This window comes from Methanocella conradii HZ254 (assembly GCF_000251105.1).
Taxonomy (GTDB): domain Archaea; phylum Halobacteriota; class Methanocellia; order Methanocellales; family Methanocellaceae; genus Methanocella; species Methanocella conradii.
On sequence record NC_017034.1, the window covers coordinates 2,233,099 to 2,259,205 of the forward strand.

Annotated in this window: 28 protein-coding genes; 10 read left to right on the forward strand and 18 right to left on the reverse strand. The window is 54.3% G+C overall.

Annotated elements, in window-relative coordinates:
• Positions 1-64 precede the first annotated feature (64 nt).
• From MTC_RS11720 to tnpA, 7 genes are all read right to left on the reverse strand, one after another.
• Positions 65-526: a thioredoxin family protein gene (locus MTC_RS11720; RefSeq protein WP_014406911.1), complete on the reverse strand. Its 462-nt coding sequence runs from the start codon at positions 524-526 to the stop codon at positions 65-67.
• A gap of 52 nt (positions 527-578) precedes the next feature.
• The gene (locus MTC_RS11725) at positions 579-1,304 is read right to left on the reverse strand and encodes a metallophosphoesterase (RefSeq protein ID WP_014406912.1); all 726 of its coding nucleotides are present in this window, start codon (positions 1,302-1,304) and stop codon (positions 579-581) included.
• Positions 1,301-3,970 carry an ATP-dependent helicase gene (locus MTC_RS11730; protein ID WP_014406913.1) on the reverse strand — a complete coding sequence of 890 codons (2,670 nt, stop codon included), beginning with the start codon at positions 3,968-3,970 and terminating at the stop codon, positions 1,301-1,303. Before MTC_RS11730 ends, MTC_RS11725 begins: the two co-directional genes overlap by 4 nt.
• 391 nt (positions 3,971-4,361) lie before the next feature.
• On the reverse strand, positions 4,362-4,898 hold the full coding sequence (locus MTC_RS11735; protein ID WP_014406914.1) for a hypothetical protein: 537 nt from the start codon (positions 4,896-4,898) through the stop codon (positions 4,362-4,364).
• A gap of 87 nt (positions 4,899-4,985) precedes the next feature.
• Positions 4,986-5,228 carry a DUF504 domain-containing protein gene (locus MTC_RS11740; protein ID WP_014406915.1) on the reverse strand — a complete coding sequence of 81 codons (243 nt, stop codon included), beginning with the start codon at positions 5,226-5,228 and terminating at the stop codon, positions 4,986-4,988.
• A gap of 27 nt (positions 5,229-5,255) precedes the next feature.
• Entirely contained in the window at positions 5,256-6,296 is a 1,041-nt protein-coding gene (locus MTC_RS11745; RefSeq protein ID WP_014406916.1) for an RNA-guided endonuclease InsQ/TnpB family protein, read from the reverse strand.
• A complete protein-coding gene (tnpA, locus tag MTC_RS11750; protein ID WP_014406917.1) occupies positions 6,293-6,694 on the reverse strand; it encodes an IS200/IS605 family transposase in 402 nt (133 codons plus the stop codon). The genes MTC_RS11745 and tnpA overlap by 4 nt, the downstream gene beginning before the upstream one ends.
• A 364-nt stretch (positions 6,695-7,058) precedes the next feature.
• Between tnpA and speD the strand changes: the two genes are divergently transcribed.
• From speD to MTC_RS11765, 3 genes are all read left to right on the forward strand, one after another.
• Positions 7,059-7,436, forward strand: a complete 378-nt coding sequence (speD, locus tag MTC_RS11755) for an S-adenosylmethionine decarboxylase (RefSeq protein ID WP_014406918.1) — start codon at positions 7,059-7,061, stop codon at positions 7,434-7,436.
• A 77-nt stretch (positions 7,437-7,513) separates the two neighbouring features.
• Positions 7,514-8,854 carry a DEAD/DEAH box helicase family protein gene (locus MTC_RS11760; RefSeq protein WP_014406919.1) on the forward strand — a complete coding sequence of 447 codons (1,341 nt, stop codon included), beginning with the start codon at positions 7,514-7,516 and terminating at the stop codon, positions 8,852-8,854.
• Positions 8,854-10,419 carry a DUF790 family protein gene (locus tag MTC_RS11765; RefSeq protein WP_014406920.1) on the forward strand — a complete coding sequence of 522 codons (1,566 nt, stop codon included), beginning with the start codon at positions 8,854-8,856 and terminating at the stop codon, positions 10,417-10,419. Before MTC_RS11760 ends, MTC_RS11765 begins: the two co-directional genes overlap by 1 nt.
• On the opposite strand, the gene hisS is transcribed toward MTC_RS11765, so the two are convergent.
• Genes hisS through MTC_RS11795 form a run of 6 tightly spaced genes read right to left on the reverse strand, consistent with a single transcriptional unit; the run spans position 10,391 to position 15,198 of the window.
• The gene (hisS, locus tag MTC_RS11770; protein ID WP_014406921.1) at positions 10,391-11,686 is read right to left on the reverse strand and encodes a histidine--tRNA ligase; all 1,296 of its coding nucleotides are present in this window, start codon (positions 11,684-11,686) and stop codon (positions 10,391-10,393) included. The two genes, MTC_RS11765 and hisS, sit on opposite strands and share 29 nt — an antisense overlap.
• 9 nt (positions 11,687-11,695) lie before the next feature.
• Positions 11,696-12,877 (reverse strand): bifunctional ornithine acetyltransferase/N-acetylglutamate synthase, encoded by a 1,182-nt coding sequence (gene argJ / locus MTC_RS11775; RefSeq protein ID WP_014406922.1) that lies wholly within the window; start codon positions 12,875-12,877, stop codon positions 11,696-11,698.
• Positions 12,874-13,386: a CBS domain-containing protein gene (locus MTC_RS11780; RefSeq protein WP_014406923.1), complete on the reverse strand. Its 513-nt coding sequence runs from the start codon at positions 13,384-13,386 to the stop codon at positions 12,874-12,876. Before MTC_RS11780 ends, argJ begins: the two co-directional genes overlap by 4 nt.
• Positions 13,362-14,369, reverse strand: coding sequence for an N-acetyl-gamma-glutamyl-phosphate reductase (gene argC / locus MTC_RS11785; protein WP_014406924.1), 1,008 nt, complete (start codon positions 14,367-14,369; stop codon positions 13,362-13,364). The genes MTC_RS11780 and argC overlap by 25 nt, the downstream gene beginning before the upstream one ends.
• A 20-nt stretch (positions 14,370-14,389) precedes the next feature.
• On the reverse strand, positions 14,390-14,809 hold the full coding sequence (locus tag MTC_RS11790; RefSeq protein ID WP_014406925.1) for an adenylyltransferase/cytidyltransferase family protein: 420 nt from the start codon (positions 14,807-14,809) through the stop codon (positions 14,390-14,392).
• Positions 14,810-14,811: 2 nt separating this feature from the next.
• Positions 14,812-15,198, reverse strand: a complete 387-nt coding sequence (locus MTC_RS11795; protein ID WP_014406926.1) for a Mov34/MPN/PAD-1 family protein — start codon at positions 15,196-15,198, stop codon at positions 14,812-14,814.
• A gap of 143 nt (positions 15,199-15,341) precedes the next feature.
• On the opposite strand from MTC_RS11795, the gene MTC_RS11800 reads away from it, so the two are divergent.
• The 5 genes from MTC_RS11800 to MTC_RS11820 all read left to right on the forward strand — a co-directional run bounded on the left by MTC_RS11800 (position 15,342) and on the right by MTC_RS11820 (position 20,061).
• Positions 15,342-15,731 (forward strand): response regulator, encoded by a 390-nt coding sequence (locus MTC_RS11800; protein ID WP_014406927.1) that lies wholly within the window; start codon positions 15,342-15,344, stop codon positions 15,729-15,731.
• A gap of 36 nt (positions 15,732-15,767) precedes the next feature.
• On the forward strand, positions 15,768-17,018 hold the full coding sequence (locus MTC_RS11805) for an alkaline phosphatase family protein (RefSeq protein ID WP_014406928.1): 1,251 nt from the start codon (positions 15,768-15,770) through the stop codon (positions 17,016-17,018).
• 51 nt (positions 17,019-17,069) lie between these two features.
• Positions 17,070-18,338, forward strand: coding sequence for a serine--tRNA ligase (serS, locus tag MTC_RS11810; protein ID WP_014406929.1), 1,269 nt, complete (start codon positions 17,070-17,072; stop codon positions 18,336-18,338).
• A gap of 816 nt (positions 18,339-19,154) precedes the next feature.
• Positions 19,155-19,589, forward strand: a complete 435-nt coding sequence (tsaA, locus tag MTC_RS11815; RefSeq protein WP_014406931.1) for a tRNA (N6-threonylcarbamoyladenosine(37)-N6)-methyltransferase TrmO — start codon at positions 19,155-19,157, stop codon at positions 19,587-19,589.
• On the forward strand, positions 19,564-20,061 hold the full coding sequence (locus MTC_RS11820) for a deoxyuridine 5'-triphosphate nucleotidohydrolase (protein WP_014406932.1): 498 nt from the start codon (positions 19,564-19,566) through the stop codon (positions 20,059-20,061). The genes tsaA and MTC_RS11820 overlap by 26 nt, the downstream gene beginning before the upstream one ends.
• Here the strand turns inward: MTC_RS11820 and MTC_RS11825 are convergent.
• Positions 20,058-20,540: a peroxiredoxin family protein gene (locus MTC_RS11825; protein ID WP_014406933.1), complete on the reverse strand. Its 483-nt coding sequence runs from the start codon at positions 20,538-20,540 to the stop codon at positions 20,058-20,060. The two genes, MTC_RS11820 and MTC_RS11825, sit on opposite strands and share 4 nt — an antisense overlap.
• 66 nt (positions 20,541-20,606) lie before the next feature.
• Positions 20,607-21,953 (reverse strand): glycosyltransferase, encoded by a 1,347-nt coding sequence (locus MTC_RS11830; RefSeq protein WP_237705909.1) that lies wholly within the window; start codon positions 21,951-21,953, stop codon positions 20,607-20,609.
• 183 nt (positions 21,954-22,136) lie between these two features.
• Between MTC_RS11830 and MTC_RS11835 the strand changes: the two genes are divergently transcribed.
• Positions 22,137-22,787 (forward strand): DNA integrity scanning protein DisA nucleotide-binding domain protein, encoded by a 651-nt coding sequence (locus tag MTC_RS11835; protein WP_237705910.1) that lies wholly within the window; start codon positions 22,137-22,139, stop codon positions 22,785-22,787.
• Here the strand turns inward: MTC_RS11835 and MTC_RS11840 are convergent, their stop codons facing one another.
• The 3 genes from MTC_RS11840 to MTC_RS11850 are packed head-to-tail and all read right to left on the reverse strand — an operon-like array spanning position 22,788 to position 25,720.
• Positions 22,788-23,234 (reverse strand): GtrA family protein, encoded by a 447-nt coding sequence (locus tag MTC_RS11840; RefSeq protein ID WP_014406936.1) that lies wholly within the window; start codon positions 23,232-23,234, stop codon positions 22,788-22,790.
• 12 nt (positions 23,235-23,246) lie between these two features.
• Positions 23,247-23,837: an imidazole glycerol phosphate synthase subunit HisH gene (hisH, locus tag MTC_RS11845; RefSeq protein ID WP_014406937.1), complete on the reverse strand. Its 591-nt coding sequence runs from the start codon at positions 23,835-23,837 to the stop codon at positions 23,247-23,249.
• A complete protein-coding gene (locus tag MTC_RS11850; RefSeq protein ID WP_014406938.1) occupies positions 23,837-25,720 on the reverse strand; it encodes a phosphoadenosine phosphosulfate reductase domain-containing protein in 1,884 nt (627 codons plus the stop codon). Before MTC_RS11850 ends, hisH begins: the two co-directional genes overlap by 1 nt.
• Before the next feature lie 112 nt (positions 25,721-25,832).
• On the opposite strand from MTC_RS11850, the gene MTC_RS11855 reads away from it, so the two are divergent.
• Positions 25,833-26,081 carry a protease inhibitor I42 family protein gene (locus MTC_RS11855; protein WP_158308525.1) on the forward strand — a complete coding sequence of 83 codons (249 nt, stop codon included), beginning with the start codon at positions 25,833-25,835 and terminating at the stop codon, positions 26,079-26,081.
• Positions 26,082-26,107 lie beyond the last annotated feature (26 nt).

A 26,107-nucleotide genomic window follows, 5' to 3' on the forward strand; every position in this document is an offset into this window, starting at 1 on the left:
ACTCCTTTTTACTTTTATTGGCCTTGCTATGACATGCGGCCGTTCATTTATAGTCTTTTTGGGCCTATTTTCTGGCCTGGATGGCTGCGTCAAGCGCCTTCTTCAGGGCATCTTTTTGCGTAAGCCCCATGAACCTGGACGCGCTTATGCTGTCCGATGGGGCGCCATTCCTGTCGATATACGTGTATTTGCCGTCCGCCTTCTTAGCGATGACGTCCATCTGGGGGACGCCGGTCACCATAAATGCTTTGGCCAGGCCTCTGTTCTCCACGGCGTCGACGTAGAAAAAGGTCGCCTTCCCCGCGTACTCGGCTTCGAGCTGCTGCGTGATCGGGCGCTGCTGCCTGCAATAGCCGCACTCCGCGGTCTCGAACTCGATGAAGACCGGCCCCTTTGTCAGTGCGTTGTCGATGTCTGCCATCGTCACTTTCGCCTGCTGGATGGCCTGCTGTTGCGCCAGGCCCGCCATAAAGACGCATGCCATCAAGGCCAACACGGCCCATACGATAAGTCTCTTCGCAATCATCAAACCCATTTAGCCCATCAATTTGAAATCGTTTTGCTCTCAAAAAAACGGCCTAGAGTACGTCCAGGGCATCCCTGAAATCTTTAAGGGGCGGGAACTCCAGGGCTTCTCCTTCCACGACTATTATGGGGCGATAGGCGCCGATGTCGCCCTCACGTATGAACGGCGAGAGGAAGTCATGGGAGTCCAGGCGGTTGATGGAGGTGCCGGCGCATAGCGGGTTAAATGCGGGTAACACCAGCACGTCCTTGCCGCGCCAGGCCTTCTCGCCATAGAGGAAGCAGGGCTCTTTTTTCATCTCCACATCTAGCATGGGGTGGTCGTGGCCTATTACGATGAGCCTCACGTCGTCGTCCTTAGCCCTTCCCGGGATGGTGTCGCCATGCGTGAAGAGCGCCCCGTCCTTAAAATAGAAGCTATCCGCCCTGACGCCCTCGCCTTCGAGCGCCACGCCCATCATCCTGTCATGCGAGCCCTCGATAAGTATCACCTCATCAACGGATGCGTGTAGCTCCATCATGATGCGCCCGAGCGCCTTCTTCGCGTTTCTCCGCAGGCGGCCGAACTCGTGCAGCACGTCGCCGTTTAATATCATAATTTTCGGCTCAAACCTTTTTATGACCGCCCTAAATCGGCTCAGCAACTCGCCCTCCTCGTCGAGGGGCATAGAAAACCCTTCTGCCACAAGGGAATCCTCGATGCCAATATGCACGTCAGCGCACGCACAGACTCCTATCTCATTAAAATATGCAGCGTTCTCATAGTACTCGACTTTCATTTGCCCTTCCCTATCTTTTCCATGACCCTCTTATGGAATTCCTTTAGGAGCGAGGCCTTATCCTCTGCGAGGACGACGTCTGAGGCGGAAAGCGTGGCGATGCCAAAGGCGAGCGGGCTCGGCGACTCGACGCTTATAAGCTTAATATCTATCTCTCCTCTCTTAATGCCCCGCACCACCTCCTGTATGTGGCCGATTTCCAGCTTGTCCTCGATTATCTCCCTGTAGGCCTCCTCGAGGACGGCGAAGCCCTCCAGCCTGTGGGCGTAGGAGAGCAGCATGTCCGCCGAGACCTGCTGCCGCCTCGCGCTCTTCTGGTGGCCCTTATAGTTTCTTAGTATCATGAGGGAGCGGGTGGCGTTGATGCGGAACATCCTTTTCAGGAGCTGGCTCTCCTCCAGGGAGTAGCGCAGAAGCTCCTTTGCCAGGGTCTCGTCGAGCGATTTTAGGTATGATACGATGTCCAGCTTCTTTGAGAGGGGGACGGAAAGGAAGAACCCGTGGTCGCTCACCGATAATGCCACGTTGCTCGTCTTCTCCCTGGAGACGATGTACGCCATTATCCTGCTCAGGCCATCGTTAAAGGGCCTGCCATACAGCGAGTGGAAGTAATAGTATCGGCGATAGTGCTCCCTGTCGAGGTGCTCCTCGATGACGAGCCGCTTCCTTGTAGAGATCGACTCCGCCTTCGCATACTTCGCCTGCTCGTCGAAAAGCTGGTAGATGCTGGCGGCAGAGTTCTCGTCGATGGGATAGCTCTCCAGGAGCCACCTGTATGTGCTGCGATCGCCTGTGCGCTTCGCCATCTGCTCCTTAAAGTCTAAGACGTGGAGCGCCAGGTCGAATGAGAGGGGTAGCCTCTCCGAGTACCAGGAGGGCACGGTGGGGCGGCTAGTCGAGGGGTCTACATAGACCTTGCTGCCCCTCCTGTATAGAAACTCGTAGAACTTGCCGCCGAGCACGAAGACGTCGCCCTTCTGAAGCTTCTCAAGGTACTGCTCGTCGAGGCTTCCCACCCAAACGTGGTCGCCTCTGGTGATGACGTCACACTTGAACTCGTCGGGGATTACGCCGATATTGGTGTAGTATATCATCCTGGCGAGCTTCCCCCGCCTCCCTATCTTGTGCGTCTCCTCGTCATACCATATCTTGCCATAGATGCCCTTCTCCTCCATGCCGGGGAGGCCGCCGGCCAGGTACCTTATGACGCTCATGAAGCCCTCATCGCTTAAGCTGCGATAGCAGTACGAGCGGCGGACGATTTTTTCGGCCTTCTCCACGTCTATGGGCTCGTTGATGGCCATGCCATAGACGTGCTGCGCCAGCACGTCGAGGCAGTTCTCGGGGATGTGCACGGCGTCTATGAACCCCTCCTGCGCCTTCTTGAGCATGACCGCACACTCTATTAGCTCGTCCCTGTCCAGCGCTATCACGCGGCCCTTGACGGTTTGGCCAAGCCTGTGCCCGGCCCTGCCTATCCGCTGTAGCAGCGCTGAGACCGACTTGGGCGACCCGACCTGAATGACCATGTCCAGGTATGGCATGTCGATTCCAAGCTCGAGCGACGTCGAAGTGGTGACGACTTTCGCCTTCCCCGACTTAAGCATGTCCTCGATGCCCAGGCGGCCATCCTTCCCCAGGGAGCCGTGGTGGCAGCCGGAGTTCTCCTCATTATAAAACTCCGGGTAAGCCTTACGCAGGTGATATAAGATACGCTCAGCGCCGCTCCTAGTGTTAGTAAATATGAGCGTATTGTTGTGCTCCTGCACAAGCTCGTGGATCATCTCGTAGAGCCTGCGGTTGACCTCCTGGGGAGGGGTGTTTATGAGGTCGGGGACGGGGCATAGCAGCTTTAGCTCGTAGTCACGGACGAAGCGGGTGTCCACGATGGTGACCTCACGGTCGACGCCGTCCACGTTGCCACCCAGGAACTGCGCTATCTTGTCCAGCGGCTCCACCGTTGCGCTGCATCCTATGCGCACGAACGGGGCCTTCACAATCTCTTCGAGCCTTTCCAGGCATAATGATAAAAATACGCCCCTCTTCGTGTCGGCCATAGAGTGTATCTCGTCCACTATGACCCAGCGTACCGTACGCAGCTTTTCCGAGAACTTCGGGGTATTTAAAAGGATGGCGAGGGTTTCTGGCGTCGTGTTAAGGATGTGAGGCGCTTTCCTTAGCATTGAGGAGCGCTCTTCCGATGCCGTGTCCCCGTGCCTGATTGCGTGCCTTATCAGGGCCTCCTCGCCATAGTACTTGCTTATAGTCGTGAGGGGCTCCTCAAGGTTCTTGTGGATGTCGTTGGCCAGCGACTTTAATGGGGATATATAGATGCAATAGACGCTGTTCTCCAGCCCTTCCTCGGAATTGGCCAGTAAAAATAGCTCGTTGATGATGGCCGTGAAGGCCGAGAGCGTCTTGCCCGAGCCCGTCGGGCTGCATATCAGGACGTTCTTGCCTTCGTGTATAAGGGGAATTGCCAATCGCTGGGGCGGGGTGAAGTAGCCCTTGTTAACCTGTCGTTGAGGCCCAAAAGTATCCACCCACCACTTGCGCACCGAAGGCCTGAAGAGCCCCAGTATCTCCTCATCAGTATACCTTAACGTCGCATAGCTTATGGATGGCGGCCTCGAATGTTCAGCCTTATTTTTCCTTTTTGCTATCATTCGGATATGCCTGTCTTTTACCGATAATCCGGATGCACGTTTAAAAGCTTTCCCCATGCGCCCCGAAGGTATTAAGGGCTCTAAGTTTTAAGAAGCCCACTATGAAGAGTACGAAGACACAAAGGATGAATAAAAAACGGTTCTTCTCCAGGTTTGGGGTGATATTTTTTTGGTATAATGTTGTGGGTGAATCATTAATGCACCCCTCCAATTCTATTCATCCTGATAACAGCCAAAATAAAAGCCCATCCAAAAAAATAGAAAGCCACATACCAAGCTTTCAGACCTCCAGCGGGGGTCTCCGAGGGGTAGGCGAGAGCCCCCCTTCAGGAATAAAAAATCCTTCGTGCTCTTCGTGCTCGTGGTGCGCGTGGTGTGGCCTTATTTAGCCTCAGAAGAACTGCAGGGTGAACTGCTGAGGCGCATTGCCGGCGATGCACGAGTTACACAGGCCCGCAAAAGGGCTCAGGCCACCCGCCGTGTAGAAGCTCGTGGCGAAGGTGTTATCTTCCAAAGCTTGTGAGCTCAATTGAGCGTTCGCAGCCTGATCGGCCGCCACCGGGTTGGCCGCGAAAGCCGACGGGCCTACGAACGGGCCAAAGCCGAAAGGTATGCCGCCGGGGCATCCGGGTATTGGCGGGCATGCAGGGCCGAGCGGCGGAATCCAGCCGGGTGCCGTCCCCCACGAAGACCCGGCAGAAGGGGCAGCATAAGCGTTTGCTATCGCATCCGTCGCGACGCCTGTGCCCAAAGTCGTCAAATCATGCGAGTACGTGTTAAAGACCGTGGGACCACCCCCCAATCCCGGGCCCGCCACTACTGTCAACTGCGGCACGCTAAAAGCGAAAGCGCCCGCTGCAACGCTAGAGATTACGGGCAACATGAAAGCCGCCAAAATCAGGACAAATGCCTTACTGACCTTAATCATTCAACATCCCCTCAATGACATGAGTAACTAAAACGATTAATGATAAATATATTAGTCATACTTCGAGCGAAAACGAGGCAGGTTCGCTCACTTTTTGTGCCTTTCGAAAATCGTTGTTCCCCTGTATGTGATTTTGTATATCCTGTGGTATGGTATGCACGTGCCCGTGTTCAGCTCGAAGCAGAAGCCTTCCAGCTTTGCTATATCCGCCCCGGATACGGCCTTCGAGTCCCCTGGCGCCCCCCTGTGTACATAATAGACTACCGCTTCGCTGATGTTTTCGCCCTCTTTCCATTTGAGGCGGTTAAGGATGTCTCGCGGGCTTGTCATAACGCTTGTTCTGACGTACTCCCACGGCTAGAGCCTGTGGGGTTCTATGGTCGCCATCGTTCTTGACGTTGCCATTTGGGGCGCATCAGTGCTGCCCTCCGACATATCTCTTTCTATGTCGGATTGAGTGACGCCTATCTGACGTTTCGCAATATTGAACGATGCGTTCACGTCGGCGTTCTCTACGTACCCGCAATAGGGGCACTTGAAAGCTTTGCCATTCCTGTTTCCCATATGGCCGCACCTTGAACACGTCTTTGACGTATAGGCTGGCTCGATGTGGGCTACGGCTACTCCTTGCAGCTTGGCCTTGTACCCGATGAACGTTCTCAACTGGTAGAAAGACCAACTGTTCAGGGAGTACCTGAACGACTTTGCTTGTTTCGTTGTTTTGCGGATGCCCTTAAGGTCTTCCATCTTGATTCCGCATCCGGCTTCCTTTGCTATCTCTACGATTTTCCGACTCATCTTGTGGTTTAGGTCACGGACAATACGGCTCTCGCGGTCCTTGATTTTCTTGACCATCCCGTATTTGCCGAGCTTCTGCAACCTTCGCCTGATGTTCTTGTACTTCTTGTGGACATGTTGACACCGCTTGCCGAGCTTCCATATCTTTCCGGTCTGCGGATTGCCTACGACTGCGGCATGTCCGGTGGCGTTCAGGTCTACGCCGATATAGTGCGAAGGCTCTTTGATTTCTACATCAGGGATGCTGACCGATATGTATGCGTATTCACCATCGACTTCTATCTGGTTGACTTTCTCGAAGTCGGGGAACCTGTACGGCAACGAAAGTTTCAAGCATGGCACGTTGATAATATGCTTCGAGTGGTCGGCTTTGATGCCCTGCGACGGCACGATGAGGTTAACATTACGTGCCTTCTTTATGGTCTTGCTGCGACCGTACTTGCGGAGTATCTGGTTCGCTATCATCGACTTCAAGCCGATGTGTTTCACGTCCTTGCTGCTGAAACTCCGATGCTTAACGGCAAAGTCGGCTACCTGCCTCGCCATTCTCAACTCGGTGGAGAAGTCCCGGTCATGCCGAACCTTGTACGTCAATATCATTTGTTCTTCTGCTCCGCGATGTACTTCTTAATCGTATCTTCGCTGATATGGCCGCAAGACTCCACATAGTAGCTCCGAGTCCATAGCGTCGGCAATCTCGATTTCAGGTCGGGGAACTCCTTGCGAAGTTCATGGCTCGAATATCCTTTCATCTGCTGGACTATCCAGTGCGGTGCCGCTGACGGCGGCGCTTTAACGAACAGGCGCAGATGGTCGGGGAGCACCTCAATACTCTCGATGGATACGCCTATCTCGTCGGCTTTCTTGGCAAGAAGCTCTTTAAGTCGCTTCTCCACGTTGCCGACGAGAACTTTCCGCCTGTACTTCGAACACCATACTAAGTGGTAGCCGATGTTGTAGACGGTCGTATTTCCATGAGTCCATCGGTTGCTAACCATTAAAACATTATACGGTTGTCAAGTATATAATCTTTTCCAGTATAGTGAGAAGGATTCAAGGGGCGAATTCATCCCACGGCTAAAGCCGATGAGCTTTCTCCGCCCCATGGCCCCACTATCGTAAAAATTTGTGTTGTGTTGAATTATTAATATGATGGTTGGACAAATGATTAGGGATTGGAAAGTGATGCTCGAGTGGATGGTTAGCAATGGGAAAACAATGGTCGGCCAGATGGTTTTTTATTTGAGGCTGTAGGGGGGGGGGAGCGAAGCTACCCTCCAGCCTCAAATAAAAAACCATCTGTCATTCAACACAGCACATTAACCGAAAAATGTATAAATTCAAAATGCAGCCTATTGTGCCATGAACAATAGATACGCCCCTGGCGAAGAGATATGGGGCCTTGAAGTAAGTCTGGACGTTCATGGCTGTAATGATAGGATAGACAATGCAGAAGCGTTAAAGGAATACGTGATCGAGCTTTGTAGCTTGATTAAGATGAAAAGATATGGGCCTTGCTACGTGGAGCGTTTTGGCGCCCCTGGCACAGCCCTGGAGGGGTTGTCAATGTTCCAGTTCATAGAGACATCCTGTATAAGCGGACATTTCTCACCCTCCACGAGGAGCGCATACATTAATGTTTTTAGCTGCTCGGATTTCGACCCTGAGGCCGTAAAAAAGTTTACAGAAAAATTTTTTGGCGCCCACGATAGCAGGATGCTGGTGAATCCCCGCAAGTAGGGGCTCTCCCTCTTCATTTTTTAAGTGGTAAAGCTACTACCGCAATGATTATTTAAGGACCACACATCTTATCCACTATGATCCGCCTGGCGTATGATAAGGGCACCATTCTCGTGTATGGCAACGTCCGGGTGCCCGGCTCCGTGTGGGATACGAGGGCTGGGGCATATCGCGCGCCGGCTTACTTATACAAAGATATCAGGGCGTACGGGGAGTCCTCCGGGTTCACGTTTCGGGATGACGTTCTAGATTTAGTGCCCTCCCCCGAGCTAAAGATGAGAACGGTTTTACGGGACTACCAGGAGCGGGCGGTATCCGCATGGGACAGGGCCGGGAGGTGGGGGGTGGTCGTCCTGCCGACGGGGGCGGGCAAGACGCATGTTGCCATGAAGGCCATCTCCATGGCTAATCCCGCAATCGTGGTCGTCCCCACCCTTGACCTTCTGGCGCAGTGGAAGGAACGCCTTGAGGATGAGTTTGGCATCGACGTGGGCGTTTATAGCGGCGATGAGCATAGCCTTGGCCCCGTTACGGTGGCTACATACGATACTGCGTACATAAGGGCGGCTGAGCTAGGAAACAGGTTCTTGCTTGCCGTTTTTGACGAGGTACATCATCTGCCATCTACGGGCTATTCGACGATTGCTGAGATGTTCGCCTGCCCGGCCAGGCTGGGCCTGACAGCCACCTATGAGCGGGAAGATGGGCGGCACTCGGAGCTGCCCCGGCTCGTTGGCGGCAAGGTGTTTGAAAAAAGCGTGGAAAGCCTGAAAGGGGAGCATCTTGCGCCCTTTGAGCTTAAAAGGATTTACGTGAGGCTAACTCCGGAGGAAGAGGCACAATACCAAAAAGATATGGAGATTTATAAGAATTACCTAAAAGAGAATCATATAATCCTTCGTACGCCACGTGATTTTGAGAGGCTGGTCATGCGGAGCGGGCGGGATAGGCATGCTAGAGAGGCGATCCTGGCCCGGCACCGTGCGCGGGCGGTCGCGCTCAACTCTTCTTCAAAGCTGGAGGCGCTTGCCGACGTGCTACGGAAGCACTCCGGGGACAAGGTGCTCATCTTCACGGAGCACAACGAGCTCGTATATCGCATCTCGAGGCAATTCCTCATCCCGTTTATAACCTATAAGACCGGAGGGGAGGAGCGTTCCCGCAACCTGGCGGAGTTCAAGGCAGGCAATTACCGGGCGCTGGTCACCTCGAAAGTCCTGGATGAGGGGGTGGACGTCCCCGACGCCAGCGTGGGCATCATCCTGAGCGGCAGCGGCAGCAAGAGGGAGTTCGTCCAGAGGCTGGGCCGCATCTTAAGAAAAAAGGGGGATAAGAAGGCCGTCCTGTACGAGATAATATCGGGCAGCACCAGCGAGGTCAAAACCTCATATAGGCGGCACAGGGGAGTTGATAAGTAGTGCTAAGCGCCGACCTTTTGAGGACGAGGGTGAGGGGAGACCGTATCACGCCCATCTTCGTGGAGATGGAGGATGATAGCCTTTCCCTGGCCGAGGACATCATAAGGGCCTTTACGGACCACACGGGAAGAAAGCTCGGCGAGCTTTACGATATCCTTGAGGAGATGGAGGACCAGGGCTTTGATTACCGGCTTGTCAGAGGGCTTGTGGCGCTGGTGGAGCGAAGGTGTACCTTGAAGGTCGAGTCTTCGGCATCCCCTGAAATGGTCAGGCGTGAGGCCTTTATGGCGGCCGGAGGCCCGGTCCTTACGGATGATGAGCGCCAGAAGGCGATAGCCCGGGTTGCCACGAAGCTGGGGCTTTCCCCTGATGCGGTCGAGGCGTCGATGTTCGCCGACCTTGAGAGCGAGCTGGTCATAGGCGAGCTTTCTCCGCCAAAGCCATTAGACCTCCTAAAGGAGTATAACCTATCGCTGGCCCAGGCCATGCTTTTCAAGGCGACCGAGCTGAGGTTTCGTGCCTCTGCAAAGCATAAGGGTGTATTGAGGGCCGTCAAGCGGCTCGGCCTCATGTATTCGGCTAGCCATGATGGCGATAGGCTTGATATCGCCATAGATGGCCCAATGTCTGCCATCAAGTCTACTGAGCGCTATGGCACCTCGCTTGCGAAGCTTTTGCCCTTCATCGTGGCGTCGCCAGGCTGGAGCGTGGAAGCCTCAATAGTCAGGAAAGACTTCAGCGGCAATCCCAGGCTTTACCGCTTCAGCATGGAAGAGCGGACTCACGGGCACCTTTTCGGGCTGGCATTTAACGAAACGGTGGAGTTTGACAGCGAGCCCGAGGACCGCTTCTACGAGTCGTTCAGGAACGCGGGCACCGGCTGGCAAATAACCAGAGAGCCCGAGCCGCTGATAGCCGGTAAATACCTCTACATACCGGACTTCTTGCTTGAAAAGGATAATACAAAGGTCTACGTGGAAATCGCAGGCTTCTGGACGGCCGAGTACCTTAAGAGAAAGGTAGCAAAGCTAGCTGAGCTAAAGGACGTAAACCTCATCGTGCTGGCAAGCACCCGTGAGTCCTGCGACGCCTTCAAGAAAGTTACAGAAAACGTCATTCTCTTCGACCGAAAGATACCGCTCAGGGAAGTGCTGGACAGGCTAAAGGCATGGGACGAGATAAAAATAGCCGAGGGCGTAAGCAAGCTTGAAAGTGTGGGCCTTAAGCTTAATGGGGATATAGTCCGCCTGGAGGACGTCGCGGCCAGGGCTGGGGTCGGCGTTGATTCAGTAAAACGTTACGCTGAAAGGTGCGAGATTCCCGGGTATAGGCTGGCTGGAGACGACCTGCTTTCTACGGGTGTTATCGATGCCCTTGAAAGGCTGATGCCCGCCACAATGCGCTATTCAGAGGCGTGCGGGCTTATCCGCTCAAAAGGCATAAGGTCGGCAGACCCCGTGCTAAAGATGCTTGGATATACGGTTCAGTGGAGCGGCCTGGATCCAGAAAATGCCATGATCTATAAAAAATCCGAGCCTATTGGCTCGAGCTCTCCAAAAACTTGATGACCTCTATGGTCTCCTGCCCTCCAGTCTCCATGTCCTTGATGGAGACCTTGCCCTCCGCCATCTCCTTCTCGCCGAGGATGAGCACGTGCTTCGCCCCAATGCTGTTGGCGTACCTCATCTGGTTGCTGAAGCTGCGGCTCAGGAGGTCGGTCTCCACGATGTAGCCCCTATCGCGAAGCGCCTGCGCAAGGAAAATGGCCGTCTCCATAAACTTGGGGGACGTGGTTAGAACGAAGTAGTCTGTGGCTATCTTTTCTTCCGGCCACACTCCGGCGCGCCTCATCAGGATTTCGAGGACGGCGTCGCCCATGCCGAATCCGACCGCGGGCATCGGCTCCCCGCCGAAGAGCTCGATGATGTTATCGTAGCGGCCCCCGCCAAATATGGCCCTCAGCTCGCCCTTCGTGTCGTAGCACTCGAACACCGTGCCAGTATAGTAGGCCAGGCCCCGGATGACCGACGGGTCGAGCTCGCAGTACTGCTCCATCCGGTACATGGCCATGAGGTCCGCAAGCCTCTCAAGGCTCTCAAAGCCCTCCAGCGTGGCCTTATTCTCAAGCGATACGAGGCCTTTAAGCCTCTGGAGGGATTCGGCGAGCGGCCCCCGCGAGTCCAGTATGGCTAAAAGCCGGCCCACCTTGAGGTCGTCCAGGCCTGCGGATAAGAGCATATCCTTAAACTCGGGCTCGCTAACCTTATAGCGCTTATCGATGGCCGCAAAGACCGCCCCCTTATTCTCTATGCCCATATCGTCAAGAACGCCATGCATCAGCCTCCTGTCGCTAACCTTAAAGATGAAGTTGCCCTCGAGGCCGAGCTTCAGCATCAATCCTATGCCCACGGCGAGCACCTCGGCGTCCGCCTCGGGGCCGGGCACCCCAAATATGTCCACGTTAAGCTGGTAGAACTCCCTGAGCCTTCCGGCCTGGGGCTCCTCATAGCGCCACATCTTGGGCATCGAAAACCACTTGATGGGCCGCTTCAGGGACTTCTCCCTCTCGACCACCATGCGGGCCACTGTGGGCGTAAGCTCCGGTATCAGGGTGACCTCCCTGTTGCCCCTATCGGCGAAGCTAAAGGTCTGCGTCAATATCTCCTCGCCGCTCTTTATCCTGTACAGCTCGAGGGACTCGACGCTGGGGGCATCGATCTCCCTGAAGCCGTACTTTTGCACCTCCTTGAATATTTTGTCCAGCACCTTACGGCGGGCGGCCATCTCTTCTGGATAGAAGTCTCGAAAACCCCTCAGCGATTGGAATCTCATGAAAACCACTTATGTCGTGTACGAGGCGTTGATGTCTACATACTTGTGAGTCAGGTCGCAGCCCCATGCCGTGGCCTTCGCCCTGCCAAGGCCAAGATTAACGGTGACGTAGAGCGTGTCTCCGCCCATGATGGCCTTGGCCCTGGCCAGCGTGGCCTCATCGCTCCTTGGCATGCCATCCTCCACAAGGGCAACGGCGTCTTTGCCATTCGAAAACGTTAGCGTAACCCTGGCGGGGTCCACGTCGCAGGAAGAGTAGCCAACGGCACAGACAGCCCGGCCCCAGTTGGGGTCCATGCCATATACGGCCGACTTGAATAATGGCGAGCGCACGATAGCCTTGGCCGCCTTCCTCGCATCCTTCAGGCTCCTCGCGCCCTCGACGGTAGCCTCTATGAGCTTTGTCGCCCCCTCGCCATCCCTGGCTATCTGCTTCGCTATCTCCATGCAAACCTTATCCAGGCCCTCCTGAAACTCCTTCATCCCCGGCCTTCCACCCTGCCCGGTGGCTATGAGCGTGACGGTATCGTTAGTGCTCGTGTCCCCGTCCACTACGACCATGTTGTAGCTCTTATCGACTGAGCGCTTGAGGCACCTCTGCAGCTCTTCTCGCGAAATATCCGCATCAGTAAATATAAACGAGAGCATGGTACCCATGTTGGGCTCTATCATGCCCGAGCCCTTGGCGATTGCGCCAATCCTCACGCCACTCTCGAGCTCCACGGCGAAAGACTTGGGCACAAGGTCGGTGGTCATGACCGCCTTATTCGCGGCAAGGCTACACTCCGGCGTGCTGCCAAGCCTCTCAAACACCTCGTCAAAATGCCCTCTTATCCACTGCATGTTTAAGGGCCGTCCGATGACGCCCGTGGATGCCACGCCAATGGTGCTCGGCTCCACGCCAAGGCGCCTTGCAAGCAGGCCCGCCATCTCCCTGGCATCCTTTATCCCCTGCTCATGCGTAAAGGCGTTAGCCCCGCCGCTATTGGCGATTATCCCGTTAAACAGCCTGCCGCTCGACTTCAGGTGCTCCTGCGTTACGAGCACCGGCGCCGCCTTGACCCTATTCAAAGTAAAGACGGCCGCAGCAGGCCCTTTTGCCAGCATGACGGCCAGGCCCATCTTGCCTTCCTTTATGCCATACGCCCTGACGCCCCTGACGGCGCATATGCCACCTTCAACAGCCTTCATTTATGCCTTGTTCCTCCAAGCCCGTGGATGATATCGTCACGGGTGATGATGCCCACCAGCTTCCCATCCTTAAGGACTACCAGCCTATTAACCTTGTGCTTCACCATGAGGGCGGCCGCGTCCTCTATATCATCGTCGGGAGAGGTCCACAGTACGTCCCTCCTCATGATGCTCTCCACCGTCTGCACGCCAGCGTCCTCGACGGACTTCTGCAGCCGCCTCAATTGCATCAACTCCTTAAGCGGTATTTCGAGTAAGACCTCCAGGGGGCTTGGTAGCCAAAGCGTGCCGGATGGCTGGGGAACCGCAAGCAGGCGCATTATATCTGCCTCGGTTACCATGCCGACCACCTTGCCCCCCTCGACGACAGGCAAGCCGCTGATGTCCTTTTCGCTCATCAGCTTTACGACGCTCGCCACGTTGTCGGACGGCTTACAGGTTATGACATCTTTTGTCATCACGTCGGAGACTTTCATAGGATCCCTCATGGTGGAAGCCCGCTCATCCATATTCCCGTCCTCTCATCCAGCCCATACATTATATTCATATTCTGGATGGCCTGGCCGGCCGCCCCCTTCACCATGTTGTCTATGGCCGAGACCACGACTATGCGGTCGGTGCCCTCGTCTACCTCGAAAGAGATGTCGCAAAAGTTGGAGCCCCTCACGTTGGCGAGGGATGGCTTGTTCATGCGGACGAAGGGCTTATCGGCGTAGAACTCCTCGTAGATGGATTGCACTTCTTCCGTAGCCATAGGCCGGTTCACGAACACGTGGGCGGTGGTCAATATGCCCCTCACCGAGGGTATGACGTGTGGCGTAAAGCTGAACCTCGCGTTGGGGCTTAGCGCTCCCAGCTCCTGCTCTATCTCCGCCTTGTGGCGGTGGGTAGTAATGTTATAGGCCCTGATATTCTCGGCCACGTTGGGGTAGTGGGTGGTCTCGCTGGGCTCCTGGCCCGCCCCTGAGATACCCGATTTTGAGTCGAACACTATCCTCTCCACGACGCCAGCCCTGACCAGCGGTGCGCCAGCAAGTATCGCTCCCGTGGGATAGCAGCCGGGATTGCCAACTACGGTAGCGTTCTTTATCTCTTCAGCGTGAAGCTCCGGCAGGCCATAGACGTTCGGCCTGGGGTCAAGGTGCTTCTTTTTATACACCCTTTCAAAAACCTCTGCAGGAAGCCTATAATCGGCGCTCAGGTCGATTACGCGCAGCCCGGCGTCCACCAGGCCGGGCACCACGCTCATCGCAGCGCCATGCGGCACAGCCGTAAAGACGACATCACACTTATCCCCTATCGCCGCCGGGTCTAAATCCTCAAACCTCAAGTCCATTAAACCTTTCAGGTTGGGGTGTATTGCCTCTAGAGGCTTTCCAGCCTGGCTCCTGGACGTCACTACCGTCACCTCTGCCATGGGGTGCATGCACAGGAGCCTGAGCAGTTCGCCACCGGTATAGCCGGTGCCGCCGATAATGCCTACTCTTATCATGTATGACTCCACCAATGAGATTAGCAATCACTTTCTTTTATCTTTTGCCTGATGTGCCGGCTTGACGCGTATGGGGACGGGTCGCATTTAGTGATGCGCACCACCTTTGCTTTCAGCCCCCTCTCGGCCAGTTGCCTTTGTAGCTGTTCCTCATCCCAGTGCTGGTTGAAGCCCAGCGCTATTATATCAGGGCATATCTCCCGTATGGGCGCGAACATGTCCTCCTCGCTGCCCAGCATGGCGTGGTCGACGCACTTTAGTGCCCGCACCATGAATAGCCTCTGGCCTTCGGGGATGAGCGGCTTTCGCTTATGCTTTATCGTGCTATCCCTTGCCACGATTACGTATAATTCGTCGCCCAGCCTCCTCGCCTCATTTAAATAAAGAACGTGGCCCGGGTGTAGGATGTCAAACGTGCCGGTGGCGACCACCCTGGTCATCCTCACGCCTCCACCACTGGCAGGTTCACTCGCTCGCCCGATGGGCTATAGCATGCCCAGTCCATCTCCGTGTATGGATAGGCGACGATTATATTATAATAGCCCTTGGCGCCGAACATGCATATATCCGCTTCAGAAAACCTAAGGTCATGCACGGGATGGCTATGGACCGATCCCACTATTGAGATGTCCAGGGGCATCATGTCGAGCAGCATGCGCGCCGAGCCCTCGTCCGAGGTGGTGCCCGGCACCAGCAATACCTCTGTAATAAGGCGGCCATCCGACCGCAACAGCCCCGCGAACTCTTTTGGGTGGGTGGACTTGCACGCCTCAAGTATAAGCCTTAAAGCGTCTCTAGCAATCCCGGCCACCCTTTTACTGTATCCCATGTTAATCACATTATAACGGGGTTTTACGACTATCTACTTTTCGTAGCTATGGCCACCTTTAATGGTTAATTGTTAAAAGGGAAAGTTTATGTATATTTAGTTCATTTATAATTAATGTAAGATTAATAAGGGGCTGGATTGGAATGGATAGCTTGTTTATCGTAGATGATAACATCGAGCTGCTCTGCCTGTATAGGAAGGTTCTCTCTATTTGCGGTAAGTATGATATTGCGGGCATGGCGGGTAGCGGACGGGATGCCATCGATAAGTATAAAAAGATGGCGAAGAGGCCTGATTTGGTTTTAATGGACGTGAACATGCCCGACATTGACGGAATAACGGTGGCGAAGGAGATCCGGCGATACGATAGCGATGCCAGGATTATGCTCATCACAGCAGAGCTTATAAGTAACTCGGACCTGCCTTCCGAGATATCTGACGTGCCCATCCTGAGGAAGCCGTTTTCCATAGGGGATTTTATGTACGCCATAGGGAGGGCGCTCAATGGAAAGAAGGGCACTCATATTTTTTAGACACTTTAATTATGTGTGCACGTAATATTATCGATTATGAGGCTCTCCGACCAATTCGTGGACCCCTCGTCGTATGGGCGATACAACTTTTCGGGCATTCCTGGCACCATTCTTTCAGCCCTTACCCCTGAGGTTCCGGAGAGTTCGCTGCCCGAGGATGCGTTGGGCGGCCTTAAAAAGAAATATGAAAAGGTAGTCCTCTTCCTGGTAGACGGCCTGGGGTGGGACACTTTCAAGGAAATGTCAACAAAATCTAAGCACCTTGAGAGCCTACGTAGCCGGGGTAACGCCATAAGGCTAGCGACCCAGTTCCCCTCGACGACGGCCTGCAATATTACCACTATGAGCACGGCCCTGGGCGTGGCCCGGCATGGCATCTATGAATGGCTCTACTATGAGCCTAAGGCCGGGGAGATAATAGCCCCTCTCCTGTATTCTTTCGGGCCGAATATCAAGGAGAGGGATTCCCTGAAAGCAAACGAGGATATCCGCCCTGAAGACATCTATCCATGCCAGACCATCTATGAAATGCTTAAAGCGCACGGCGTTAAAAGCTATGCCTTTCAGGATAAGGAGTATGCATTCTCTCCTTATACAAACGTAGTTTTTAATGGCGCCTGGCGCTATGGCTATATGACGCTTGCGGATGGGCTGGCGAACCTTGCCGGCTCAGTCCGCGAAGAGCCTGGGAAAGCCTATTATTACTTTTATTTCGATAAACTCGATTCGCTATCCCACGTTTATGGGCCTTCCTCGAAAGAGATGTATGCAGAGCTAGAAGCGTTCTTAATTTTAATGGAGCGCATATTCCTGGACAGGGTCAAGGATGCTGCCTCTAGCACGCTTTTCATCTTAACGGCTGACCACGGGCAGACGTCTATAGACCCTGGTAGCTGCGTTTACATTAACAAAGCCTTCCCCAGGATTGCCAATTATATTAAGAAGTCCAGAAGCGGGCGCCTGCTGGCCCCTGCAGGGTCATGCAGGGACATGTTTCTATATATAAAAGATGACATGGTGGATGAGGCGATACGCCTGCTCGGGGATGGGCTACGGGATAAGGCGCTCGTAGTAAATACGGAGTCTCTAGTCGAGAACGGCTACTTTGGCGAAAAGCGGATATCGGAAAAGCTGGCGGAAAGGCTCGGAAATGTCGTGGTGCTGCCATATGAGGGCCACAGCGTATGGTGGTATGAAAAGAACCTGTTCGAGATAAAATTCTTCGGGCACCACGGCGGCCTCACAAGGCAAGAAATGGAGATACCGTTCCTGGCCTGGGAGCTATGACTTGATAAAAAGTTATATATCGCCCTATGTATAGCATATGCTGGTCTTAACATGCTGGAACTCAAGTTCGTGAGAAACAACCCGGAAGCCGTGAGGGAGGCGCTGAGAAAGAGGCGGGCGAGCACAGAGCCGCTCGACAGGCTTCTCGAATACGATAGGGCCTGGAGAGAAGCCCTGAAAGAGGGGGATGCGCTGAAGCACCAGCGTAACGTGGTGTCCCTCGAGATAGCGAAGCTCAAGAAGGAGAATAAGGATGCGAGCGCGAAGATTGAGGAGATGCGCGCCATCTCCGACCGCATCAAGGCGATAGACGAGCGGTTAAGGGAATACGAGTCCAGGATGCAGGACCTCTTGCTGAATATACCTAATATTCCGAGTAGTACTACTCCATTGGGCAAGGATGAGACCGAGAACGTCGTGGTCAGGACGTGGGGGGAGCCAAGGGAGTTTACCTTCGTGCCTAAAAACCACTGGGATATTGGCGAGGAATTAGACATATTGGACTTCAAGAGGGCTGTTAAGATATCCGGTGAGGGCTTCGTGGTGTACAAGGGCCTGGGCGCGTTGCTGGAGCGGGCTTTGATAAACTTCATGCTGGACGTACATATAAGGCAGGGCTACACAGAGGTGTTCCCCCCGGTTCTCATGAATGAGCGGGCGATGATTGGCACCGGCCAGCTTCCCAAGTTTAGGGAGGACATGTACGCCTGCACGGATGGGTTCTACCTGGCGCCCACGGCGGAGGTGCCCGTGACAAACCTTTTTATGGACGAGTATATAGAGAGCCTGCCCGTTTACCTGACCGCCTATACGGCCTGCTTCAGGCGGGAGGCTGGCAAGCATGGGCAGGATACGAGGGGCATAATCCGCCAGCACCAGTTCGACAAGGTGGAGCTTGTAAAGTTTACGACGCCCGAAACCTCGTATGAGGAGCACGAAAAGCTGACCAGGGATGCTGAGGAGATACTACAACTTTTAAAGCTGCCCTACCGTGTCATAAACCTGTGCACCGGAGACCTGGGCTTCTCCGCGGCAAAGACATACGATATCGAGGTTTGGGTCCCTGCGCAGGGCAAGTATCGGGAGATCTCTTCGTGCTCCAACTTTGAGAGCTACCAGGCCAGGAGGGCTAACATCCGTTACCGCACGCCCGAAGGGCCGAGGTTCGTCCACACTCTGAACGGCTCTGGCCTGGCAGTGGGGCGCACCGTGGTCGCCATCCTCGAGAACTACCAGCGTGAGGATGGCAGCGTGGAGATACCAGAGGCTTTAAGGCCCTACATGCATGGCATCACCGAGATAACGAAGGATGTAAGCTAGATGGTGATGGTCGGTTAGATGATTTTTTATGTTATAACAATGCTCGGTTAGATGATTTTTAATATGAAAGCAATGCTCGGTTAGATGATTTTTAATATGAAAGCAATGTTCGGTTAGATGATTTTTAATATGAAAGTAATGCTCGGTTAGATGATTTTTAATATGAAAGCACTGCTCGGTTAGATGATTTTTAATATGAAAGCACTGCTCGGTTAGATGATTTTTAATATGAAAGCAATGGTCGGTTAGAATATTTTTCTTTTTCTGAGGCTGAAGGGGGGCTTCGCTTTGCTTCGCCCCCCTCGCGGACCCCCCGAGCTTGTTTTGCCCCGAAGGGGCAAACGAACAACAAGCCCGACCATGGGTTGGCGACAAAAAAGTTATTTTATTTGACGAGACTTTGTAGGGGTTAGCGTCGCTAAGCCAATGGTTCCTCTTCTTATTAGTTTGCCCGAAAGGGCAAACGAACATGGGGGTCCACGAGGGGTGCGCCGCGCGGAGCGCTCAAGTAAAAAGCAAAGCGAAGCCCCCCTTCAGTCACTAGAAGTAGAAGATGTGGTGTTTAACCATCCATTAACGAATAATAAAAACCCCCTTCAGTCACTAGAAGTAGAAGATGTGGTGTTTAACCATCCATTAACGAATAATAAAAACCCCCTTCAGTCACTAGAAGTAGAAGATGTGGTGTTTAACCATCCAGTATCTCATAGAACCCCCATTCAGTCTTAGTAAAAGAGGATGTGACGTCTAACCATCCGTTATATAGTTGACACCATAAAGAACTTTCTTTATACATGAAAAGCCACCATAACTATTATGCAAAAGATCGTGCTCACGCCCATCGGCTACGTTCGCAACGCAAACAAGGTTGATACGCCGTCTCAGGAGCTACAGGCCTCGACGTCGGAGATAATAGTCGAGGAAAAGTACGCGGACGGCCTGATGGGACTGGAAAAAAACGAGATGATAACAGTGATATTCTACTTCCACCTGGTAGATAGGTATGAGCTGAAGCTCCACCCTCGAGGAGACCCATCGAGGCCGATAACCGGGGTATTTAATACGAGAAGCCAGTTCCGGCCCAACCCAATCGGGGTCACGGTGGTAAGGTTAAAGTCGATTGAAGGCAATAAGCTGGTGGTCGAGGGGCTGGACGCAGTGGACGGCACGCCCGTGCTGGACATCAAGCCCCACGTGCTCACTTTTGACGAGGGTGCTAAGGCCGATGATACTGGGAAAGACAGAGCTTGAAAAGATGATGGATAGCCTGGCCGTAGATGCCATAGATATAAAGGCCCAGCTACAGGTTAACGGATTCGAGCTTACGGCGGGCAAAGTCGAATCTTTTGAAGGCGCGGGCCGAATAGGGTTTACAAATGAGGAAAGGTCCCTGCCTACGACTAAGCCCCTGGAGTGGGGCAGCGACGGCTGGCTATTCCTGAAGCCGGGCTGCTACAAGGTCACGTTCAACGAGGCCGTGTCCATCCCGAAGGATGCTTGCGCCATAGGCCTTCCTCGCTCCAGCCTTTTGAGGATGGGCGTGAGCATCCATACGGCCGTGTGGGACGCGGGCTATAGGGGGCGAAGCGAGGCCCTTCTGGTCGTATACAACGAGGACGGCTTTTACATCAAGAAGGGTGCCAGAATATTGCAGTTGCTCTTCATGAGGCTCACGTCGCCACAGGAAGGCTACAATGGGCGCTATATGGGCGAAAACCTCTAGAGCCCGGACCTCATGGCCTTTAGCTTATTTACGACCTCCGCAGCGGGCAGCACGTCTTCCAGCCCTGTGATGAGCCGCTTATAGCGCACCACCCCGGCCTTATCGATTAAGAATAGCGTTATAAACGCCGTGCCGTTCTCGACATCGTAGACGTCATACATGTCGATTATGCGGTGGTCGGGGTCGCTGATGATTTTATAGGGAAGGTGCAGGTCCACGGCCATGTCCTTGGCCTCATCCAGGCTATCCGTGCTTATGGCGGCGACCTCAGCATACTCCTTTATTCGGGGGTACTCGGACTTAAGGTCCAAAAGCTCTTCCCTACAGGTGGCGCACCAGTGGCCCCTGTAAAAGAACAAGACGAGGCTGCTCATGCCAAGGCAAGCCCTCGTGTCAAACTTATCCCCCCTCACCTCCAGGGCGCTGAACATCGGCGCCATGCCCCCCTCCCTCACTTTTCCCGGCATAGACCTGTACATATGACCGCTATATAATAGAGCCTGGTAAAAAGCATATCCTGAGAATAGAGCAGAAATCATGGCCGCCTAGATACGCTGGTTCGGGTGCCATGCACGGTCCTCCCTGAGGGCGTCCATGACAAGGGCGTAGACGCCTACGAGAGAGTAGGCGCAGATGATGAACGGCCTCACGAAGATGGATAGCGCCATGTCAAGCACGCTTCCCCGGCCCTCGCAAAAGTCCACTATGCTCTCGGCTGCGAAAAGGACGGAGAGCGGCGCGACGCATATGAACAAAACCATGGGAGTCAACACGTCCATGTAGAGCATGAAGCCGACGAAGCCCATGAACACCACGCTAAATAATATTCCAGTCGTGCCAAGCGAGTAAAGCAGGAATGCCTTTACGCTCCTTCCGCTTGCATTTGAGGAGCTGGCCTTCACGTACTTTTTTAGGACGCTAATGCCGCCCCAGGTCCAGCGGACCCGCTGGTGCCACCAGTCGCGCACGGTGATGGCGGGCTGCTCATAGCTTTTTATGGAGTAGTCAACCTTCATGGGATAGTTGCCGCATACGAGCTTCATGCCGAGGTCGCAGTCCTCGGTTAGCGAGGACTCGTCAAATCCCCCTATCGCCTCCAGCACCTCCTTCCGTATGAAAAGGTTTGAGCCGTAAACCATGTGCCGGCCGGTGAAAAGCTGTGAGACGTACCTGGAAAAGTTGTTGAATACTGCGCACTCGTTCCCTACGAGCGCCGTGAACCAGTTATAGTTGACGTCGCGAATGATGACCTTGCCACCCAGGCAGGCGAGCTTTTCGTCGGAGGCGAACTGCGCCGAGGCGCGCAGCAGGGCATCCTTAGCGACCACATGATCGGCGTCATATATGCCGATGATGGTTCCCGATGCCTCCTTCAGGCAACTATTTATGGCCCCCGCCTTGGTGCCCCTATGCCCATCCTTATTTGGGATCGCCTTTACGTTTTCGTATTTTTCCGCCAGGCGCCTGGCCAGGAGCGGCGTCGAGTCGGTGCACCTCGGCGGCGGCTCGTATGCGATGATGACCTCGAGCTTATTCTTGCAGTAATCGGCCGACATGATGCTCTCCACGCACCTGGCGATGGTCCGCTCCTCGTTGAGGGCGGGGATGATTATTGTCATAGGAAGCACCTCGTCATCCTTGAGCTTCGGGGGGTCCTGAAGACTGCATTGCCTCACGAACCTATAGGTAAAGTAGGCGGTAACTATGGTCAGCGCTCCGATGGAGATGGCCAGCACGTATGGGAGCCATTCGCTGAGGAGCGTGCGGTTCGCCCATGAGGCGAGACAGACGGCTGAGTAGGCCACGCTGCCGGCGGCGGCGCCCATGGCGAAAAGGGCTAGCACGACGCAGGCGAAGACGAGCTTATTTTTCATGCTATCGACCGTAGACACCGTTATACTATTTAGTTACAATGGTATATAATGGCCACAGGATAAGATATTTAATATTACGGCTATATGGCATATACACAGAGGATAGCACTCGAAGCATTTAACCCCCGGTATACAAGTATTTCTACCATAAAAGCTAACATGTAGGTAAATACGGTATGCTCCATTATAGAGGTCTTGAAATTGAGTCCACCAGATCACGATGAAACACAGGGCCAGGAAGAGAAGGTCATGAGCGCCGTCCTCAATATAGCCAAGAGCATATCGAGGAGGGGCGAGGGAGGGCTGATCATAATCGCCGACCGTGATGAGGTGGAGGGGCTATACGAGACACACTATCCGCAGATAACGTCCCGGTCGCTTCTGACGGAGCAGGGCATGAACGTCGTAGTAGAGAAGCTCGCCACCATTGACGGGGCTGTAATAATCACCCCGGTGGGGGAGCTGATAGCCTTCGGGGCCAGGGTCCTGAAGTCCACGACCATTCCTGGTTTCGGCACAAGGCACGCCGCTGCCGCGGGAATAACCGAGAGCCTGCCCAACGCCACGGCTATCCTCATCTCCGAGGAGTCGAGCCTCATAAAGATATTCCAGAAGGGCAACATCGTCATAGAGATGGACGCGGCGGAGATAAACCCCAACGTTATGGAGAAGGTAGTGTCATTCCTCACCAGGAACGACATGGCGCTCCTCGTCGCGACTGGCCTATCGCTTGCGGTGCAGGTCCCCTATTACGACATTATTCTCGTCGGCGGGTCCTATCTTATAGTCAAGGCCATATTCGAGGTCACATCATCAGTACTCATGGGAAAGGCGGATAAGGAAAAAGCCTGATCACTGGAATATCTTGAAGGTCGTATGCTTGTTTGCCAGGAAGTTCCATACGAACACCATAAATGTTACGATGACCCGCGAGGCCATGAGCGCCAGGTCTGACGAGCTCGAGAATATGTAGTGCACGAAGGCGAACAGGAGCGCCTCGTTCAGGCCGAGGCCTATCAGCGCCACGAAGGCGAATGATAGGAACTGGAAGTGGACCTTTTTATACTTGTTATTGAACGTGAAATGCTTGTTCAGGAAAAAGTTGATGACCATGCCCACGAAGTATGATACGGCCACGGCGTACATGTAAAAGATGTCGGCCAGCCCGATGAGGGCGTAAAACACGAGCCAGTCGGCGGCGGTGCCGATAACACCTACGCCCATGTACTTGAAAAACTTCATGTAGTCCTTGTAGATGCCCGACATCAGCGAGTCTATCCTGGTTAAGGTTTCCTTCACAGCCACACCACTCTATGCCATTTCCGCGAAGTTCTTGAGCATCCGCAGGCCTGTTTCCCCGCTCTTCTCCGGGTGGAACTGGGTGCCAACGACGTTGTCCTCGGCCACGATTGCAGTGAAATCTCCACCATAATCAGTGGCCGCCACGGTGCTTTCCCCTACGGGGGCTCGATAGGAGTGCACGAAATAGACGTATGAGCCGTCCTTTATGCCGTTAAGCAAGCGGTGCCGCTTCTTTATGGACAGCGAGTTCCAGCCCATGTGCGGAACCTTCAGGCTTTCCGGAAACCTGGCTATGCGGCCCTTGACGAGGCCAAGGCCCTTATGCTGCCCGCCCTCCTCGCTTTCCTCGTATAGCATTTGCATGCCAAGGCAGATGCCCAGCAAGGGTACGCCTTCCCGCGCTCTTTCCAGAATGACGCCCTTGAGGGGCGCTATCTGCCCCATGCCGCTCTCGAACGCTCCCACGCCAGGGAGAACGATGGCGTCTGCGGAGTCTATTTCAGAGGGGTCGTTCGTGACCTTCGAGCGCGCCCCCACATACGCCAGGCCTTTCTCCACGCTACGGAGGTTGCCGACCCCATAGTCTATGATCGCTATCACTACGCTTCCCTCCTGAACTTGATGAGCGGGCACTTCTCGATGCACTCGCCGCACGAGGTGCAGGCCTCGCTGACCGTTACTCTGTGGCCCTCTTTGGTTATAGCGTTTATGGGACACGCCCCCACGCATACGCCGCAGCCCACGCATAGCATGCCCCTGCGTATGGACTTTTCGGCTAAAGACATTAGCCCGGAGGCTTTTTCTTTATCCTGTGCCCTTGCGACCACGGTGCCCGTGGCATAGGCCTGGACGCTTCCCCCAGTTCTGGAAACGTAGAGCATGCCATCGGCTTCTTTAACGTTCCCAACAGGCCTCATGTATGGCCGGATGCGCTCCAGGTCGAGGGGCACGTTGAAGCTCCCCTCGGCGGTGGCCGACCCGTCCTTACAGGGCCTGTACCCGGATACCATGGAGAAGCTGAGCGGCTCTTCGCGTGCCTCTGGCTTTTTAAGCTCGATGCCCAGCGTTTTTCTTAATTCCTCCCATTTATTTGGAAGCCTCTTCCACCTCCACAGCCCATATTTCACGTACTCTGGAGGGTATCCCGCCTTTTTGCCGTAATCGATGAGGAATCCTTCCCATCGTTTCCACATATCCGGGTAATTTGCCTTCACGAACTCGTAGTCTGCAAGGCTGGCGCTCGGGCATAGCCAGCAGCCAATCCGGTCAAAGCCCCTCTCGTATAAAGGATTATAGGGCGCGTTCTCTTTGAACAGGTACAGCCAGATGTGAAGGGCTGTCCAGTGCTGTATCGGGGAAGCGCTTATCTGGTTCCCGACCCAGGGGTTCTGCCATACACGCTGGCTCTTCGCCCGCACCTCGGACTCGTAGCGACGCTGGCCTATAAACGTTAAGCACCCATCCGCATAGCTATTCTCGATCAGGCTGGTGATGGGGCCAAGCTTGCACACCTTGCAGCACCACCTGGCCTCCACCGATGGCGGGCCGAAGCGGGGCGCGGCGTCCCAGAAAGACTCCGCCTCGGCCTTCTTTAGCTTTAGCCCATATTTCTTGACCACGTCGTAGACGTTTTGCGTCGTCTCAGCAAACTCCAGGCCTGTATTAACGTAAAGCACCTCGAAGTCGGGCACTGCCTTCTTTACCAGTAGGAGGGTGGCCAGGCTGTCCTTGCCGCCCGAGTAGGACACGGTCACGGGCAGCCCGTACTGTCCGGCTACCCTTTTTATGAAGCCAAGCGCCTCCCCCTCGACGCTCATTAAGTATTCGCGGTTGGCGTCGATGGCGTCCTGCCACGTCTGGCCGCCTTTGAGCACGGGCGCATCGTCGTAGCCGTTCCACCTCACCTTGACGGCGACGCCTTTTTTTCTCTCCCGCATGTCGGCTCCCGTCATCTTGGCCCTTCCCACGGCGATGGGCCGCCCCTCTAAAAAAACGATGACCTCATCGTCAATCTTAATATCTTCATCGCAGTCCACAACGCCCGGCCCGAGCAGGTTTGAGCTGCCCAATAGGGGCTTCTCAGCGCCCTTATCCGCTATTACGAACCCCCTCGTTACTTTCATCTGCTTCGCCGCGAAGGTCCGGGGCATGAACGTCCACTTCAGCCTAAAAGGATCAAACCTGACCGCCCCGAGCATCCTTCCGTCCACGAAGACCTCGTCCAGCCGGTCCTCATAGGGCGCCTTGTTCAAGACGACCAGTTTATCCCTTGGAATTAAATCGGGATGGCCAAAGCTATCCTCTATGGCCTTGTTTATTAGTTCGACATCGAAGGGGAAAGCGGGGCGGACGTCGCCGGGGGGCGTGCAGTCTACGTATCGCGTCGGCGACCCGCAGCGTGAGCACTTCTTGCCCAGCACCGGCACATTACAGGAATCACACCAGTGAAGCACCAGCTTCCCCAGGTACACTTGACGGCTCATGACGCGGAGAAATGGAGCGTACTTATTATAAGAACTTTTATGCTAATACTAAAGCATGCTCGTGACTTTTGCAGATGATGGTAAACGTATCGAGCTATTTTTGGGAGGTATATTGGAGGTCCGCCTGCCCGAGAGCCAGGTATCGGGCTATATGTGGCAATATGACGAGAAAGGCTGCCCTTACTTGCGATTATTCGAGAGCATTTACGTCGAAAGAGGGCCTGCAAGGTTTACCGGGCAGGGGGAGCGGTCATGGTTCTTTACCGCAAAAGAGATGGGCGAATGCACGCTCACCTTCAGCCTTATAAGGCCATGGTCCAATCCTAAGCCGGAGTACAGGCTTATCGTAAAGATAAAATAGCCGATGGCAGTAAAATATATATAGAA